Source organism: Clostridium sp. Marseille-Q2269 (assembly GCF_943736985.1).
Taxonomy (GTDB): domain Bacteria; phylum Bacillota; class Clostridia; order Clostridiales; family Clostridiaceae; genus Clostridium_F.
The window spans coordinates 119,122-137,612 of sequence record NZ_CALSFS010000010.1 but is presented as its reverse complement, the minus strand read 5'-3'; the positions used below and the strand labels follow the sequence as shown (position 1 = coordinate 137,612).

The following is an 18,491-nucleotide window of genomic DNA, read 5'->3' as shown; positions in this document are numbered from 1 at the left end:
TACAAAGATCTTCAAGTAATTAAACCCAAAAGTAGAATAATATATAAGGTTTTTACTGCTAATGTCAGTATCAATTGGAATAATTAGATTTAAATATTTTATTTTAATAACATAGTTACAATTTCTATATTTTTGTGATAGTAATCACAGACTAGAAAATAATAAAAGTGATACATTATAAATGATAGATATTATCATTTATATCGAGATATTAGATAATATAAAATTATTAATCATTTGAAATAAAGTATATTTTAAATTGTTTACATTAATTAAGAAGGGATGATGAAATATGAAAAAACAAATAAAGTATATTACCATAGACGGTCGTGGTGAGCATGAATCCTTTAAAGATTGTATAACAAAGATAATTTAAAGTTTAAAACCAGGAGAGGGTATACATGTCATTAAAGATTTTGAACCTTTTCCAATGTATAAGATGATGGAACAAAAGGCATTTAATAAATATATAGAAAAAGTAAGTGAGGAAGAATTTCATGTATACTTTTATCTAAAAACAGAACTTGAAAAGATTAAAATGGGTGAATATTTAAATCTGGATAATAAGAAGATTAAAAAAATCGTTACAATTAAACTTAACTATCTAAAAGGTAATATTTCTTTAGAAGAGGCTAAAAGAGAGATGAAGGAGCGCTTTGATAAGATAACACCTGAAGAATTTGCAATATGTGAACAATATCTTCAACAATATGGTATTTCAGATGATGAATTGGCAGAAAAAATGGATGGAATTTTAGAAATTTTTGAAGGAATTCTTATAAACAATAAGTTAGATATTGATTTAGGACATCCAATTAGAACTTACTTAGATGAAGTAGATGCTATTAGAAGAGTTCTAAATAAAATGAGAAGTATACTTCAGAAGAAATTTATAAAGAATCAATGGGCCGAACTTTATGATAAGTTGAAGAAAATTAATATTCACTTTGCTAGAAAACAAAATCAATTGTTCCCAGCATTAGAAGGTAAAGGCTTTGATAAGCCATCTAAGGTAATGTGGACATTAGATAATAATATTAGGGATATTATTAAAAAAGCTAAAGGGTATTTAGAAGCTGATCAGGATAAGGAATTTTTAGAACTTCAGGATGAAGTGATTGAAATGGTAGAGGATATGATGGTAAAAGAAGAAGAAATTCTTTATCCAACCTCAATAGAAATCTTGTCTGAGGAAGACTTTGTTAAGATGAGAAAGGGAGATGATGAAAATGAAATTGTAAAATTTTATAGTGATACTAAACACAGAGTATTTCCAAGAAGTGCAGGAGTAATTGAGAGAAAGGTTGAAAATTGTCACCCTAGAGAAAGTGTAAGTACGGTAGAAGAAATAATTAGAGCATTTAGAGCATTTAGAGCAGGAGAAAAGGATGAGGCAGAATTTTGGTTAGAAATTGGAGGAAAGTTTATCTATATTATTTATAATGCTGTAAGAGATGAAGTGGGAAACTTTAAAGGAGTGTTAGAAATGATGCAGGATGTAACTCGAATTAGAAGTTTAGAAAGAAGCCAGAGATTATTATCATGGAATGGTAAAAAAGAGAATATAGGTAATGATTAATAGAAGAATATCCTAATACTTAATGTTAAAGAATAGTTAAGGTCATATTAAATAAATGAAAGTAAAAGAAATGTATGTTAAAAATATAATAATACTTAAATTGTGGAGATATTTATCCATGTAAGTTGTGATATGAATGATATGAAAAAGTTTAGCCAATATAAAAATAAAGAATAATATATTGTAAAAGAAACACTTAGATTAAATTCTAAGTGTTTCTTTTATTACAAATTATTACATAGTATCCTTCCAATTTTATATAGTGAATCTAGAAAGGGGGGATACTATGTCAAAAGAAGAATTGTTATTAAAGAAAATAGAAGAAGTTAGGACACTAATGAATCAACTAATAAGTGAAAAATCTCAACTTATTGATGAAGAGCTAGTACTATTAAGCCAAAGATTAGATAAATTACTTAATGAGTACGACAATTTTTTGAGACATAATAATCACTAAATGTTGGTAAACTAAAGATAAAATCTTCAAATTATGAAGATTAAAGGTATTAATAAAGCCCCAAGTGAAATTCTTGGGGTTTTATGTTAATTATATTATTTTTAGATTTTTAATTTTATAATTTGAAAAAATATTATATTACTTATGCTTTTATATTTCAGGTATATGTGCTTAAGCAATTTGTATATATTTAAATAAGACGTCTTTCTTTAAATACATATTTAGGATCAGTTTGAACTTTACATAATCGCTTAACTATATGTCCTTTATATCTTACAGTACAAGTACCACAAACTCCTTCTCCACAGCACATTTTTGCATTATTAGAACTAGATATTGGTACTTTGTCGCCTAAAAATTCAACAAGCTTATATATTATAATGTCTTGAGCAGAACAATGAATTATATTAATATCTTCCTTATCTAAAATATCTTTTAGTTTATTTTTTAGTTCTTCTGTAAGCTCGCCAGAATTTAAAGTGTTTAGTTCTATAACTTCTGCATTGTATAATTTAAGATAATCTTTTATTAGTATATTTTCATAACCAGAATTATCAATTATAGCTATTATTTTATTTCCATTAGAGTGTAATTTTTTCATAACTGGTACCAAAGGCGCTTGGCCTATGCCTCTTGAGATTAAAAGACTGGTTCCATTTTTAGTTCTATAAACGTTCTTTAGGCCTAATACTCCATTCCAGAAAGGGCCTCTTACCCAAATATTATCATCTTTATCTAAATTTGCTATGGTTTTAGTTTTTACACCTCTGATTTCAATGGCTACCTTAATAAAATCCTTTTCTGTATCTACGGCCATTATAGAAATAGGTGTATCATAAAAACCAGAATGATTTTTATTTCTTAAAAATACAAAGCTACCTGGATAAACTAATTGCTGACATAATCTATGGCTCAGTTCTATGGTTAAAACTATAGTTTTATCTTCTATGTTATGTTTTTTTATAATTTTGCCTAAATAAGTTTCTCTTTCGTCTTTAGCCTTTTTGTTATTCCATATAAATTCTTGGTATATGCAAACACCTTTCCAATTTATACAATCACAAAATTTTTTCCCAGATAACTGAGAACATAGTATACAATCTCCTGTTTCAGCTAAATGACAAGGACAATATTCACTACCAGCATCTATGCAATCTTTTATTTCGTAATCCATGCCCATTCCTCCACTTTATCTTTATACTATTAAAATATTTTTTAAATATGATTTTGTTACATAAACTTATATAATATATTTCATTTTAGAAGAATAAGTTAAAAATTTAGTAATTTAATAAAGTGATGCATTATTTTTATCTGGATTTTTAGTGATTTTTAAGTAATAATACAAATATACAATGTAACTAAATCTTAATTTAATAGACATACAAATTAAATGCATGGAGAAAATAATCTATAGAAAACAGATGAATTTTTGGTAAACGTTGTTCATATTCTTTTTGATCACGTAGAACGGCAAAGATATAGTTAATAAGTTTATGCATAATAGCTACTAAGGCTACCTTCTTCTTTTTACCATTTAGATTATTTTTGTAGTAGTCTAGTAAGATTTTATTGTTGGCTTCCCCAGTACGTTTAGTTCTTATAGAAGCTAATGCTATTGCATATAAAGCTCTACGTCCAAATCGAGTACCTCTTTTGGATATTTTGTCTTTATCACTTTTAAATTTACCAGATTCATTAACAGAGGGGTCAACACCAAAGTATGCAACTAACTGCTTAGGTTTTAAGAAACCTTGAAAATCTCCGATTTCAGTTAGTATAGTTACAGCTGAAATAAAACCAACGCCAGGTATTGACATCAATAACAGGATATTTTTTTAAAACTTTGAAGAAACTTCATTGCTATATAAGACATTTTCTATTTCTTTCAATATTAGTTCTACTTGTTTATTAAAGTTTTCAATAGTTCCAATATTAATAATTACTTTTGTTGATAATCCAATGGATGATATAGCAATATCTTTAGCATTAGAAGCAGTCTTAATTAATTTATCATAAGTATTGTTACACCAAGCTAAATTCTTTTTAGATGACTCTCTAAGAATTTTTACAATATGTTCTCTAGGAGTATCAAGAATAGATTGAGGTGTTTGGTAACACTTAAGAATAGCAATTGAAGTTGCTCCAGTTATATCACAAAATACACTGTTATATCCTGGAAATACCACACGTAAGTCAGCAGATAATTTTTTCTTGAATGTTGATCTTGTATCAACAAGTTTATAGTAATCTCGGCATAAAGATTTTAAAGTAAAAATAGAAACATCAAAGTAGCTAGAAGCTTTAATATTTTCAAATTTACCTATTTTAGCCATAGCTAAGGCATCCTTTTTATCATTTTTCACTTTTCTTATGTTTTTATTTTTGTTAGAATTAGTAACTAGAGGATTAATAACAAAAGCCTCTAAGTTGTTGGTTTTAAGAAAGTGGAAAAGAAATAAGTGGTACACGCCAGTGGACTCCATGAAAATGCCTGTTTTCATGTCAAACTCTTTTTCCACTTTCTTTATTTCTTTAACTAAGTGGTTAAAGCCGTCCACGTCATATTTAATCTTAAATGCCTTCCTATAAATATCACCGTTAGGTGCAAGAATAGAAACTATAGAAAAGTCTGCTGAAACATCAATACCTACTGTTGGATTATAAAAATAATTAGACATAATTAATATCTCCTTTACCTTAATTAGTTTGAGATAGAATAGAGTATCCACTTCTATCAATGAGCCTATAACCTTATTTGTGACAGGGGGAATTCTCAATAGGAACACCCTACGGGAAACCCAACCAGCTAAACCATAGAAATCTCACTGATGGAATGATACGCTAATTTACGGGTATAATCTCTACGAGATTCCCTGGAGGTTTCCATCTAACCTCTATTCAGGAGATATTATACAATGATTTAATTTTAACGTTAAGTTTCCTGTCAGATATTTTAATAGAAAACATAAAATGAAGAGATTAATTATCTGATAGGCTAAATAAAATATAAGAATAATTTTAAAAAGTAGATTGATAATGTTCGTTAGAAAATAAAGATGTTTTCTATCAAATGTTACAACTACATTATATAAGGAGGTAATAATATGGATAAAGCAAATAAGCATAAACAAATCTGTGAAAATCTAAATAAGTTATATAAAGATAAAAATCATGATTATGGTGATAGCTTTGGAGAAACATATAAGAAATTAGGTATAATTAGTGCTGTGACTAGAATTACAGATAAGGTTAATAGGCTGCAAAGTTTGTGCACTAAGGATGCTCTAGTAGATGAATCTATAAAAGACACATTAATGGATTTGGCTAACTATAGTATTATGACTTTAATTGAACTGGAGAAGGAAGAGTAATATTAATGGTACATAAATCTATATTTAAATCATATAAATAACATCATATATATTTTACATCCTACATTAACATATTTAGATATATGAGAATATACTAAGATGTAGAGAGGATGTGTATATTATGGCAGAGCAAATAACAAATAATAATCTGATACCAATACAAAGAAATTGTCGTGATGTTGCTATGGAGTTATTAGACATATATTTAACAGATCAGTATGAAACAGATAAACCTATAAAAATTGATGAATTAAGAAATTTATATCTTAAATTTTATGCCACAGCAGAAATGGCAGATAGAATACATTTTAAATATTTAAAAGAATATCTTCCAGAAGAATTAAAAGATATGGCGGAAAAGTTTTAAAGAGCTCATAAGGGCTCTTTTGTTTTTTATTTTAATAGTTTTAATAGAAATTTTCATTCTTTATTAAAAAGTTTCATGTGTAAGGTAACCTTTCAAAGAGATATTCATATTATATAATAGGACAAGCATTTTTGTTCATTTCAAAGGAGGAATTGTTGTGTTTGATGAAAATTTTGATTGTGAAAAAGAACAAACTCAAAGCTGTCAAACTCACGTACACGAATATTTAGGTAGTACTACAATTTTTGAAGGAATACCACACAATCATCGTTTTGCTGGAGTTACTAGTGAGGCCATACCAAGTGGCAATAGTCATGTCCATCAGTTATTAGGAAATTCAGATTTTGCTGTGCAACATCTTCATGAAGTTGGAGCTAGAACTGGCCGTGCAATACCAGTTGGCGATGGTAGACATGTACACTTTGTTTATGGAACAACTACTCTTGATAGAGGTCATGTGCATAAATTTATATTTGCTACTTTAATTGAAGAACCTACAGATTAGATAAAATTTTGAGTCGTCGCAATTGACGGCTCTTATTCATATGTTTATATTTATTTCAAAATTTAAATAAATATATTAATATGATCGGAGCTTACTAAATTAGATAATTAACTTATTAACAATTTTAGCATTATTATGTTATAATTAGTTAAATTCATAATGTTTATAATATAATAAATATGTATTTATTATTAAAATTAATTATAGTACTTATAGGAGGATGATATAATGAATAATGAAGAACAGAAACAAGAAAAATCAACTTTAGTACAAGAAAAATTGTTGAAATCTAGATCAATCATAATTTCAGGAGAAATAAATCAAGAACTAGCAGAAAAAATAACTACACAGCTTCTTATTCTACAAGAAATGGGAGATGAACCAATAAAATTATTTATAAATAGTCAAGGTGGTCATGTTGAGGCTGGAGATACAATTCATGATATGATTAAATTTATTAAACCACGAGTAATTGTAATTGGTACAGGCTGGGTAGCAAGTGCTGCTATTACAATTTATCTTGCAGCAGATAAGCAAGATCGTTATTCTTTACCAAATACAAGATATATGATACATCAACCATTAGGTGGCTTTAATGGACAAGCTACAGATATTGGCATTGAAGCAGAAGAAATATTGAGAGTACGTAAAAGAATTAATAGTATAATTAGTGAGGCTACTGGACAATCTTTTGAAAAAGTGGAAAAGGATACTGATAGAAATTATTGGCTAAATGCTCAAGAAGCCGTTGACTACGGAATAGTAAACAAAGTTATTTCAAAATATAATTCCATAAGCTAACTTTAACTAGCACAAAAAGTTAACTTATTATTATATTGATTTATATATACCAAAATAAAGCAACAAGTTCTTATAAATAGGGCTTGTTGTTTTATTTTATAAAGTTATAAATAAACTAATATTAATGTCAGTTGATTTAGTATTGGGTTAATGTGAAAAATATGATTATGTAAGCGCAATTTAAGTGGCACAAGGAGTTAGTTTATAAATAAATTATGAATTTTTAAAGTTATTTATATTTAAATTATGAAGTGAAATTAAGCTTATTTTACTTGGGTCATAGGATGTGCTAATATTGAATTATGAATTTTTTAAGTTAATTAAATGAATATCATTTAATTAACTTAAAAAATTATTTAAAAGGGGGAGAATAATGTGAATGATTTTTTTAAATATATATTAAATTTAGTAGTTAATTCTATTATTATTATAGATCTTTCGATTTTTTTCTTATATTATAATTCCCATCTAAAAATTAATGAACTTATAGGATGTGGAGTTACGTTATTTATAATATTTAATGCCTTAGGAATAAAGTATTGGTTTAAAAACAAACAGAAACAACAAATAGATATTAATAGATAGTTTAGGAGTACTTGGAGGTTTCTTTATGAAAGTAGAGGATAATTTAAAATATATAAGAAGAAATTTATTAAAAGAAATAGATAATATTGACTCACCAATTAAATTATATAATATTCAAAGTAAAATAGTACATGAGATTATAGAAGCAGAAAATAATTATAAAGATACCTATTTGCAGGAATACAGAGAGCATATTCTTTTACTTAGAACTTATGGAGACACACTCCCTTGGCGCATACTATCCCCATGTAATATAGAAAAATTATATGATATAGAAAATGAATTAACTTTTTTAAGTGACAATAAAGAAAAAATTACTAATATATTAAATAAAGCTGAATACTACGCACAAAAAGGAAATATTATTATAATTGGTGCTGTTACAAATTATATAAATACCTGTGATATACTTATATGCGATGATATAGAAAACCCTTTAACCATACAATGTAATGATAATTATGATTCCGAGAATATAATTGACTTATGTGGTTTTAAAAAAGAAAAAGCACTACATACACTAAATTCTAATAAACATATTAATTTAATGAAAAAAGAAATTTTAAATAAGCATAGATATATTAAAAAAGAGCCCATAAGTAATAACTGGAAAATTTTAAATGATGTTGTTAAAATATGTTTGCAAAGTGAAGAAGCATTTGAAATTATTGAGGATGACGATATGATATGGGCTTTTAAATATAATGGAGAAATGCCAGATATACCAGAGTTTATATCAAGTAAAATTAAAAATTATAAGTTACCAGTAATAGGATGTCATCTTAGAGTAATAGATGAACCAGAACTCATGATATGTCCCCCTTCTTGCTGGCCTGTAGATTTTGATTGTAGATTTGCACTTATGGAAGGTGATGTAGCTCTAATGCACTATATTGATGCAGAAGCTTTTAAAAAATACAATAAACCACATAATTTTGTTAAAGATATTTTATATTATAATGGCAGACTGAAAAGAGACTGCGTTGTAGTTGAAAATGACAATAACGAAAAAATATATTCTTGCAAGGTTGTAAACAGTGTGGTTTATGGATATTCTAATATAGGCGAAATAGCTAATTTAATAATAAACTATGGTGTTAAAGCTTAGTAGCATAAAATAATAAAAAGCTTTATGAACTTATGAAATTTAAGTTCATAGAGCTTTTTTTATTAAATAGATTAAGTAAACTATGAAGGGTTTGCTATAGATAGTAATTAAAAAATAGTCGTTAATTAAATAACATTAATTGAGATAAAATAATATATATTTTAGAATTTTTCAATTTAAATTATAGTTATGTGAGAAGTATTCTGTTTAATAAATTAAAAAATAATTAATTAATTTAATTAATTTAATTAAATTAATTAATTATTAAAAAAGTTAGTTAAGATGTACTATTAAGATAAAATAAGATAGTATAAAAAATATCAAAGTAGAGAAGCTTTTCTGTAATAAATACATAAAAATATATTTAATATCCCATTCAAAGTTAAAAAATAAACAATCTATATTTAAACCTAATATTTAAAGTGGGAAAATTATAATTATAGGAGGTAGAAAATAAGTGAATATTATGGAAATAATGATTAAAATAGCCACAGACTCTAAAATTGTAGGAGCTATAGCATCATCAATTTTAATTATATTATTTGGTTATTTTTTAAGAAAGAAGGAAGTTTTTAAAGATTCCACATCAAAGATTTTAAGTGAAGTTGTATTATCAGCTGCATTACCTGCATTGGCATATAACTCATTTATGCAAGATATAAATGGTAAGTCTTTAAAACAAGCAATGAATCTTCTTATATGGGGATTCGCAATGTACGTATTACTAATAATAATAACAAAGGTATTATACATTAAATTTAAAGGTGATAAAAAAGAAGTTTTAAGGGTACTTACTATATTCGGTTCAACTACGTTCTTTGGTATCCCAATAACACAAGCTGTTTATGGAGCTACTGGAGTAATGTATGCATCAATACTTAATATATCATATAGAGCGTTCTTATATTCTTATGGATATGTAAAGATGTCTGGCTTAAAAATGGACAAGGCAAATATTAAAAAAATAATTTTTAATCCTATAGTGTTAGCCACACTTTTTGGTATGATAATTTGGGTAGTTCAAAAATCACTTCCACAAGTTGTTGTTACAGAAGGAGGAAAAACAGCTAGTTATGCTTTCTTAAGAATAGATAAAACAGCTGCATGGTTATATAGTCCATTAAATTATCTTGCAAAATTATGTTCACCATTGGCTTGGCTTGCTATAGGTGGTAAACTTGCTACAATTTCTTTAAAAGAAGCAGTATCTTCTAAAGAATGTTGGTACTATACACTTATGAAAGTAATATTGGTTCCTGCTTTAAATATTGTTGCATTATATATTTTAACAGTTACAGGAATATTAAAAATTTCTCATATGGCTTTGGCTACAGTTGTTATTGCAATGGCTACACCTACAGCTACAGTGGCAGCAGCTTATTCAATTAGCTTTGATAAAGAAGCACTTATTACTTCAAATTGTTCTTTCCTTTCAACTATATTTAGTATAGTGTTTATGCCTATATGGATTGTAGCATTAGAAGTTATAAAACAATTGAACTTATTTGCATAGATTTTATGGTATTAGTAATTAAATGGGAGGTATAATGATGTCAACTAAAATCGTATGTTATGGTGTTAGAGATATAGAAGTTACTTATTTTAATAAATTAAACAATTTTGGATATGAAATTGAGTTAGTTAGTGATTTTTTAAATTATGAAAATGCTGCTAAAGCTATAGGGGCGGATGCAGTGATGATAAGAGGAAATTGCAAAGCAGACAGAAAGAACATAGAATTCTTAGCTTCAAATGGAGTTAAGTATATTCTTACAAGAACTGTTGGGTATAATCATATAGATTTAGAAGCGGTAAAAGAATTTAAAATGAGAATTGCTACAGTACCTGTTTATTCACCAAATGCAATAGCAGAACTAGCGGTTACATTGGCTATGATGCTATTAAGAAATACAGCTTATGCTGCTAGCAAAACTAGAAAAAAAGATTTTACTGTAGATTCTAAAATGTTTAGTAAAGAAATAAGAAATTGTACTGTAGGGGTAATCGGAACTGGGAAAATAGGTCTTACTAGTGCTAAACTTTTCAAAGGTCTTGGAGCTAAAATAGTAGGTTATGATGTATTCCAAAGCGATGCAGCCAAAGAAGTAGTTGAATTTATGGCTCTTAAAGAGGTGCTTTCTAAATCAGACATAGTTACAATTCATGTTCCATATATAAAAGGTGTAAATTATCATATGATTAATGAAGAATTTATATCTAAAATGAGAAAAGGAGCAATACTTATAAATACTGCAAGAGGAGAACTTCAAGATAATGATGCTATATCAGATGCTCTTGAATCAGGAAAACTTGGAGGATATGGTACAGATGTTTTTGAAGGAGAATCCAGCTTTTTCTCCAAAAATTTAAGAGGAAGAGAACTTGAAAACAAGGCAGTAAACAAACTAGTGGATATGTTCCCAAAAGTTATTGTAACACCACATATAGGATCATTTACTGATCAAGCATTAACTAATATGATTAGTATTTCATATAAAAATATGAATGAATTTATTACAGCAGGGAAATGTGAAAATGAAATAGCGTAATTTCAAATAAATCACTAGAGTTTGTTCTAGTGATTTATTTCTATGATAATGTATATATATTTAAGATAAAGTGAAGTATAATAATGTTTATAAATTTTAGGGATATAATTAGATTGGTAAGAAAGTATTTAGTAGTAAAAAGCATATATTTCAATATTATTTTAATTATATTAAAATAATATACCAAATAATAGAAGGGATTTAGCAAAAAAAGAATAAATATGTTATAATATTTTCAAATATATAAATTGGTGATAAATATGAGAGGTAAATTTGAAAGAAAGATAGTAATTAGAGCAATTTTGATAGCAGTAATACCTATTATAATATCCTATGGAATATTTTTGTATGATAAGACTACATTTATAAACAAAAGTATAAAGGACAACTTATATACTATAGCTTTCACTGTAAGTCATATTGATAAAATAGGAGAAAAGCTTGCCAAAAAAGAAAATGATATGACAATACAAAAAATTGCGGAAAAGTATGTAAAAAGTGTTCCTAATGCAGACATAATAGTAATAGGTGATATAGATGGAGTAAAATATTCTCATAATGATGTAAAGCAAATAGGGGATATATTTATAGGTGAGGATAAAAAGGATGTACTACAAAAAGGGACAGCCTATTATTCTATAACACAAGGATCCATAGGAGTTACATTAAGACGTTTTGAGCCTGTATTTTATAATAATAAAAGAGTTGGTTTTGTTATGGTAGGTAAATATTATAATGATGTAAAATGGCTGACTTGGGAAACACAGATATTGTATTGTTTATTGTTTGTTGTGGCAATTTTATTTACTGTTATTTTTACTAAGTATTTTGTAAGAGGCATAAAAGAATCAATGCTTAATATGGAACCAGAAGAAATAGCAAGATTATATAAGGAAAAGAAGATTATTATAGATAACATAAGTGATGGAATTATAGCATTGGATAATAGTAATAAAGTGGTAGAGATAAATGAAAATTGTGCAATGCTTTTTCAAGATTTTTCATTAGAAAAAGTTTTAAAAAAGGTTAAGCCATATTTGGAATCAAATGAGCTAATTAATATGAGAGAAATACGTATTAATGGAAAAAATCTTTTTGTAACAATTAATCCTATATATGAACAAAAAAAATATTTAGGTAAGGTAATTATATTTACAGATAAAAAAGATATAAAAAAGATTGCAAAGGAAATAACTGGTGCAGATGAATTGGTTAAAGATTTAAGAGCTAGTATTCATGAATTTAAAAATAAGCTTCATGTTATATTAGGGCTTATAAATATAGAGCAGTATGATGCAGCAAAAAAATATATAATGAATACTCAAAAGATGCAAGAGAGTAATAATGAAAAATACTCTTATATAGGGGATTTTTATATTAGGGCTATGATAATAAGTAGAAAACTTATTGCTAAAGAGAAGAATATTAAATTTGAAGTATCAGAAGATTCATGTCTTTACGAAGATCATGGGCCAATTTGCAGTGATGATCTTATAACTATATTAGGCAATCTCATAGGTAATGCTTTTGAGGCTTGTACTTGTGAAAATAATGATAATAAACAAGTTAAAGTTAAGTTAAAAGAAGATGATGAGAAAATATATATTGAAGTGGAAGATAATGGTATGGCCATACCTAAAAGTATAAGAAACAAGATTTTTCAAAGAGGTATTTCTTCAAAATATAATAGTGATAAAAATGCTGGTATTGGTCTTTATCTTGTAAAAACAAAAGTAGAACTTCATGAAGGGATTATAAATTTGAAAGAAGAAAAAAATGAAAAGAAATTTATTATAACTTTATTTAAGGAGGAAAGATAATGAAAAATGTTCTTATAGTAGAAGATGATCCTATGGTCGCTTTAATAAATAAAAGTTATGTAAATTTGATAAAAGGATTAAATTATTTAGGATGTGTTACAGAAGAAGAGAAAATAATTGATGTACTAGATAAAGAACATGTAGACTTAATTATTTTGGATGTTTATTTACCTAAAAAAAGTGGATTAGATATATTAAAGAGTTTAAGAGCAAAAGGGTACATTGTAGATATTATTATGGTAACTGCAGCAAATAGTAGAAATGAAATTAAAACAGCTTTTGCTTATGGTGCAATAGATTATTTAGTAAAACCTTTCGAGTTTGATAGATTTAGTGAAGCTATAAAAAAATATATGTCTATAGAGGAAGTTTTAGCAAAGAGTGATGAATTTAAGCAAAAGGAAATAGATAATATATCCTGTCTTGAAAATCAAGAAAAATTACATCTTCCTAAAGGACTGCAAAAGAGAACTTTAGAAAAAATAGCTAAAGTTTTAGAAGGAAAAGAATGTAAAACTTGGACTATTAGAGAAATATCTTGTGAAACAGACATTAGTAATGTTACAGTGAAAAAATATATGGATTATTTAGAAAATATAAATAGAGTAAAAGTAACTCCTGTTTATGGTAATGTGGGAAGACCAGAGTATAACTATATATATAAAAAATAATTAGAAAGAAGGATTTTATAATAAGAAATGATTTTCAACATCTAAAATATATATATTCCTATAATACAATTAGAGAATTATAAAAATATAAAAAAAGCATTAAATTTAGTATTAGTTTAGTTTTATTACTATGTATATCAAGTATTTGTGTATATGCTTTTGATAATAAAGTAACTAATAAAAATCATTCAGAAGAACATAATGTAATATATTTAACTTTTGATGATGGCCCTAGTGAAAATACTAATAAGGTACTAGATACATTAAAAAAATACAATGTGAAAGCAACTTTTTTATCATAGCAAATCAAATTAAAGGATAAGAAGATACTATAAAAAGAATACAAAATGAAGAACACAGTATGGGATTGCATACTTATACTCATGATTTCAAAAAAATATATTCTAGTAATGAGGTATTTATAGATGAAATGTTAAGATGTCAGGAAGAAATTCATAAAGTAACAGGTGTTAATACAAATATAATTAGATTCCCAGGGGGTAGTGTAAAGAGGTTGAATAAAGAATTTAAAAGTCAATTAGAGAAAAAAGTTTTAAGGTATATTATTGGAATGTTGACTCACAAGATGGTATAAAACCAAAGATGTCACCTAACAAAATATTTAAAAAAGCTACAGAGATTAATAAAAAATCTGAACCTATAATATTACTTGTGCACTGTGATTATATGAAAAAAAATACTTGTAAAGTTTTACCTGATATAATAAAATTCTATAAAGATAAAGGTTATGAGTTTAAGACTATTAATGATGAAACACCTGAATGTTATTTTCCATTAAAAAATAAATAAATTTTAAAAAAATATTTATTTAGAGATTTTAAGAAGGAATATTTAAATTCTTATAGAATATTAAATATAAAGATTCCCATAAACTGGGTATAGTTAGAGACCTCCTTATTTTTTAAAAAGATCCCATTGATATTGGCAATGGGATCTTTTATATGTTATATAAAAATCAAATATTTATAAAAATCCTAATATGATCAAAAACAATTAAATTTTTTACTGAAAATAATAAACTAAAAAGGTATAGAACAGAGTATCATAAGTATTACATATGGAAAGATTATATTATAAAGCAGAGAATACTAATAAATAAAATTATTTGGATAAATTTTATAAAGATATAAAATGAAAATAAGTAATGATAATATTAGAAAATAAATGTTGAAACATAATAGTAATGTGTAGTTAAGTAATATTATTAAGTGAGGTGATGAAGCATAAAATAAAATATTAATTAATATTTATGTATATAAGTTTTTACTATGATTTAATAAAAGATTTTATTGAGTCCAGTAAAATAATATGATATAATTTTTTTAAAAGGGAGCTTGTATATCAGGCTGAGAGGAAGCTTATGCTTCGACCTATAACTTGATTCGGGTAATGCCGACGTAAGGAAATATTTTATACTATTTATATATTTTATGAGTATAAAGAGATATGCCTTAGTTTGGTATATCTCATTTTTATTTTAAATAGTATATGTTTCATAAGCAATGGGGGAGCGCCCTTTGTTTATATTAACAAAACAACTAAATAGCGAGGGAACTTGTGTTTCAAGGTGAGAGGAAGCTTTTGAGCTTCGACCGACCAATATGGATTATATCATATATGGGATTGCTATTTGGTTATGCTAAGAGTATATAAGAGTATACCTCAATAATAACATTTATCTCCTATATGATATATTAGGGAGTTAAATATTATTAGGAGGTATTTTTATTATGGAAAAAAACTCAAAATTATTAAAAAAACTTATGCTAGCAATGATGGTGGCAATGGGGGTTGTGATTTCACCAATTCTCAGAATTGAAGGAATGTGTCCTATGGCTCATTTTATAAATATTGTATGCTCCGTACTTCTTGGCCCTTGGTATTCGTTGATTTGTGCCACATTGATAGGTGTGATAAGAATGTTTTTTATGGGAATTCCACCTTTAGCTTTGACTGGAGCAATTTTTGGAGCAGTTTTATCTGGAATTTTATACAGATTGTCTAAAGGAATCTTGATATGTGCTATTATAGGTGAAATTATAGGAACAGGAGTCATAGGAGCTATACTTTCATACCCTATTATGACATTTATATGGGGAAGAACAGGACTTACATGGATGTTTTATGTTCCTTCATTTATTATGGGAACGCTTATAGGAGGAATAATTGCATTTATTTTTTTAGTCGAATTAAAAAGAAGAGGTATACTTAAAAAAATTCAAATAAGGTTGGGGGCTAGAGTTTATGATAAACCAAGAAATAACAATGAAGAAGTTATTACAAATAAAACAGGATGTTAAATTTAAAAAACCTCTTATACATTATATTACAAATCCCATTTCAATGAATGATTGCGCAAATATGATTTTAGCAGTTGGTGGTAAACCTATTATGGCAGAACATCAATTAGAGGTTTGTGAAATTACTGGCGTTTCTAAAGCACTGGGTATTAATCTTGGTAATATAACAGATAATAGAATGAAATCTATGCTGATTTCTGGTAAAGTAGCATTTGAAAATAAAATTCCACAAATAATTGATGTTGTAGGCGTTGGATGTAGTAGGCTTAGACTAGAGTATGCAAAAAAAATTATTTTAGAATGCAAGCCCAATGTGATCAAAGGGAATATGTCTGAGATAAAAGCAATTTGTAATATAAAAAGTAACGCAATAGGCATTGATGTTGGTATATCTGATATTGCAACAGAAAAAAATATTGATGAAAATATAGAAATGATGAAGGAGTTGTCATTGAAAACAGGTGCTATTATTGTAGCAACAGGACAAACAGATATAGTAACAGATGGTTTTAATACATATTTAATAACAAATGGATGTGAAATGCTTTCAATGATAACGGGTACAGGATGCATGCTTACGGCCATTATAGCAACTTATATATCTTCTCATGATATACTAGAAGGGACTATTCTCGCTACAATTCTTATGGGGATATGTGGCGAGCTTTCTCAGCATGCTAAGGGGACAGGATCATTTAAAACTGAGATTATAGACAGTATGTTAAATATTTCTGATGATACTATAACAGAAAGAATAAAATGTAAATTTAGATAGCAATAGATAGTAATAATCTATAATTTAAAGTACAGAAAATAAAAATGAACTTCAGCTATTATGGTGTTAAGAAAAAAATAATTAAATTAATGAAATAAATAGGATATATAAGCATCATACTTGTTTTTAGTTAAACATATAAATAATGGGTTAATATTATGTTCATAGTACATATAAGATAGTATGATGCACTATTTTTCTATTTAAGTAATGCATTATAATTTAAAATCTTAAATGATAACTCTAATTTAGATAGATTATTATTATCTTCTAAAGGCATATTAATCAAACTCTTTATTTTATTAAAACGATAAAAGAAAGTACTTCTATGTATATGCAGTTGTTTGGAAGTATTATTAGCATTTCTATCATTTTTTAGATAAGTTTTTAGAGTTTCAAATAATTGGGTATTATTCTCATTATCAAATTTTATAAGTTTTTTAATCCAAGGATGAACTAAATTTATTAAATTTAGTTTATATAAATCATTGGTTGGATGTGTAGCTATATAAAATAAGTAATATTCTATATAATTTTCAAAAAAATTAAGTCTGTTACTTATTTTCATATATATTGATAATTGTAAGGCATGCACTGATTGATTAAAAAAGTCTTGTATATCCAATAAGTTTTGAAAAACAATACTGACCCCACATTTCAAATTATTTAAATTTAAAAATTCTAATAAATCTTTTTTTCTATTGTCATAAATAATATACTCATCTTTGCTGCTAATAAGAAAAATAATTTTATCAGAATAATATGCTGAAATACAATTTTTAAATATGGTTTTTACAGATTGAATTAATTGCTTTAATGCAAAGTTATGTCTATAATCTTTGTATTTTTGTTTAAATGGTATTGAAAGTATTACTAGATTTTTATTTAAGATAAAATTACTACGAGCTAAACGTTCTTTGGCGTAACTGATACTATCTAAACCATTTAATAATAAATCCATTAAATAGTATTCTTCATCTAATCCAGAGTTACTTATAAATAGGTTCTCTTTCTGCATTTGTATAGAAAGCACTTTGGATAATATATTTGTTAAATCTAGATCTTCTTTTTGAAAGGTACATTTGCTTTGCAAAATAGTTATATATGCAATGGTGATACAATTAACTCTAATTGAACAAAAGATTAAATTTTCATTAGAATAATGAAAGAAAGCAGTATTTGTTTTATAAATAGTATCCATGCATTTATCTTTTTTCATCAATTTAATAGTATTTGATAGAAGATAATTTTCTCCGTTATGTGATTCAACACTTGAATTTTCAGTCTTTGCAAGGTTGGATCTGGCAATAATACGATAGCTTGTATCTAAAATGAAAATGGGATTATCTAAAAAATTCTCAGATGTATTAACAATTTCATCTACAGTACTTTTAGTGAATAAACTATCATAAAGTTCATATTTCTTTTTATATAAATCATATTTCTTCTGCATAGGCTTCTCCTTACTTTATTATAATTATAAAAATGTCTAAATATTATATATTTCAAGTTAATATTTTAAAACTTATTTTGGATGAATGGCATTTCTATACATGTTAATATTATACTAATTCATTTG

General features: G+C 26.4%; 16 protein-coding genes, 2 pseudogenes and 1 riboswitch. Of the genes and pseudogenes, 15 read left to right on the top strand and 3 right to left on the bottom strand.

What is annotated here, in order from left to right:
- Positions 1-430 precede the first annotated feature (430 nt).
- On the top strand, positions 431-1,579 hold the full coding sequence (locus tag NGI68_RS12285; protein WP_251861763.1) for a PAS domain-containing protein: 1,149 nt from the start codon (positions 431-433) through the stop codon (positions 1,577-1,579).
- 286 nt (positions 1,580-1,865) lie between these two features.
- Positions 1,866-2,036, top strand: coding sequence for an aspartyl-phosphate phosphatase Spo0E family protein (locus tag NGI68_RS12280; protein ID WP_251861762.1), 171 nt, complete (start codon positions 1,866-1,868; stop codon positions 2,034-2,036).
- A gap of 190 nt (positions 2,037-2,226) precedes the next feature.
- Here NGI68_RS12280 and NGI68_RS12275 read toward each other — a convergent pair whose 3' ends face one another.
- Positions 2,227-3,210, bottom strand: coding sequence for a sulfide/dihydroorotate dehydrogenase-like FAD/NAD-binding protein (locus NGI68_RS12275; protein WP_251861761.1), 984 nt, complete (start codon positions 3,208-3,210; stop codon positions 2,227-2,229).
- Between the two features lie 199 nt (positions 3,211-3,409).
- Positions 3,410-4,717: pseudogene (locus NGI68_RS17295) on the bottom strand (IS110 family RNA-guided transposase).
- Positions 4,718-5,143: 426 nt separating this feature from the next.
- On the opposite strand from NGI68_RS17295, the gene NGI68_RS12265 reads away from it, so the two are divergent.
- The 13 genes and pseudogenes from NGI68_RS12265 to thiM all read left to right on the top strand — a co-directional run bounded on the left by NGI68_RS12265 (position 5,144) and on the right by thiM (position 16,912).
- Positions 5,144-5,410, top strand: a complete 267-nt coding sequence (locus NGI68_RS12265; RefSeq protein ID WP_251861760.1) for a DUF1599 domain-containing protein — start codon at positions 5,144-5,146, stop codon at positions 5,408-5,410.
- Positions 5,411-5,531: 121 nt separating this feature from the next.
- A complete protein-coding gene (locus tag NGI68_RS12260) occupies positions 5,532-5,777 on the top strand; it encodes a hypothetical protein (RefSeq protein WP_251861759.1) in 246 nt (81 codons plus the stop codon).
- A gap of 157 nt (positions 5,778-5,934) precedes the next feature.
- Positions 5,935-6,282 carry a YmaF family protein gene (locus tag NGI68_RS12255; RefSeq protein WP_251861758.1) on the top strand — a complete coding sequence of 116 codons (348 nt, stop codon included), beginning with the start codon at positions 5,935-5,937 and terminating at the stop codon, positions 6,280-6,282.
- Between the two features lie 228 nt (positions 6,283-6,510).
- On the top strand, positions 6,511-7,083 hold the full coding sequence (locus NGI68_RS12250) for an ATP-dependent Clp protease proteolytic subunit (RefSeq protein ID WP_251861757.1): 573 nt from the start codon (positions 6,511-6,513) through the stop codon (positions 7,081-7,083).
- 375 nt (positions 7,084-7,458) lie between these two features.
- A complete protein-coding gene (locus NGI68_RS12245) occupies positions 7,459-7,668 on the top strand; it encodes a hypothetical protein (RefSeq protein ID WP_251861756.1) in 210 nt (69 codons plus the stop codon).
- 25 nt (positions 7,669-7,693) lie between these two features.
- The gene (locus NGI68_RS12240; RefSeq protein ID WP_251861755.1) at positions 7,694-8,776 is read left to right on the top strand and encodes a hypothetical protein; all 1,083 of its coding nucleotides are present in this window, start codon (positions 7,694-7,696) and stop codon (positions 8,774-8,776) included.
- A 466-nt stretch (positions 8,777-9,242) separates the two neighbouring features.
- Positions 9,243-10,289 (top strand): AEC family transporter, encoded by a 1,047-nt coding sequence (locus NGI68_RS12235; RefSeq protein WP_251861798.1) that lies wholly within the window; start codon positions 9,243-9,245, stop codon positions 10,287-10,289.
- Between the two features lie 37 nt (positions 10,290-10,326).
- Entirely contained in the window at positions 10,327-11,325 is a 999-nt protein-coding gene (locus tag NGI68_RS12230) for a 2-hydroxyacid dehydrogenase (protein WP_251861754.1), read from the top strand.
- A gap of 260 nt (positions 11,326-11,585) precedes the next feature.
- On the top strand, positions 11,586-13,145 hold the full coding sequence (locus NGI68_RS12225; protein ID WP_251861753.1) for a sensor histidine kinase: 1,560 nt from the start codon (positions 11,586-11,588) through the stop codon (positions 13,143-13,145).
- Positions 13,145-13,816 (top strand): response regulator, encoded by a 672-nt coding sequence (locus tag NGI68_RS12220; RefSeq protein WP_251861752.1) that lies wholly within the window; start codon positions 13,145-13,147, stop codon positions 13,814-13,816. Before NGI68_RS12225 ends, NGI68_RS12220 begins: the two co-directional genes overlap by 1 nt.
- Positions 13,817-13,914: 98 nt before the next feature.
- Positions 13,915-14,626, top strand: a pseudogene (locus NGI68_RS12215) (polysaccharide deacetylase family protein).
- 527 nt (positions 14,627-15,153) lie between these two features.
- A riboswitch (TPP riboswitch) is annotated at positions 15,154-15,259 on the top strand.
- Between the two features lie 308 nt (positions 15,260-15,567).
- Entirely contained in the window at positions 15,568-16,137 is a 570-nt protein-coding gene (gene thiW, locus NGI68_RS12210; RefSeq protein WP_251861751.1) for an energy coupling factor transporter S component ThiW, read from the top strand.
- Complete coding sequence (gene thiM / locus NGI68_RS12205) at positions 16,082-16,912, top strand: hydroxyethylthiazole kinase (RefSeq protein ID WP_251861750.1); 831 nt, start codon at positions 16,082-16,084, stop codon at positions 16,910-16,912. Before thiW ends, thiM begins: the two co-directional genes overlap by 56 nt.
- A 199-nt stretch (positions 16,913-17,111) precedes the next feature.
- On the opposite strand, the gene NGI68_RS12200 is transcribed toward thiM, so the two are convergent.
- Positions 17,112-18,365, bottom strand: a complete 1,254-nt coding sequence (locus NGI68_RS12200) for a PucR family transcriptional regulator (protein ID WP_251861749.1) — start codon at positions 18,363-18,365, stop codon at positions 17,112-17,114.
- Between the last annotated feature and the right edge of the window lie 126 nt (positions 18,366-18,491).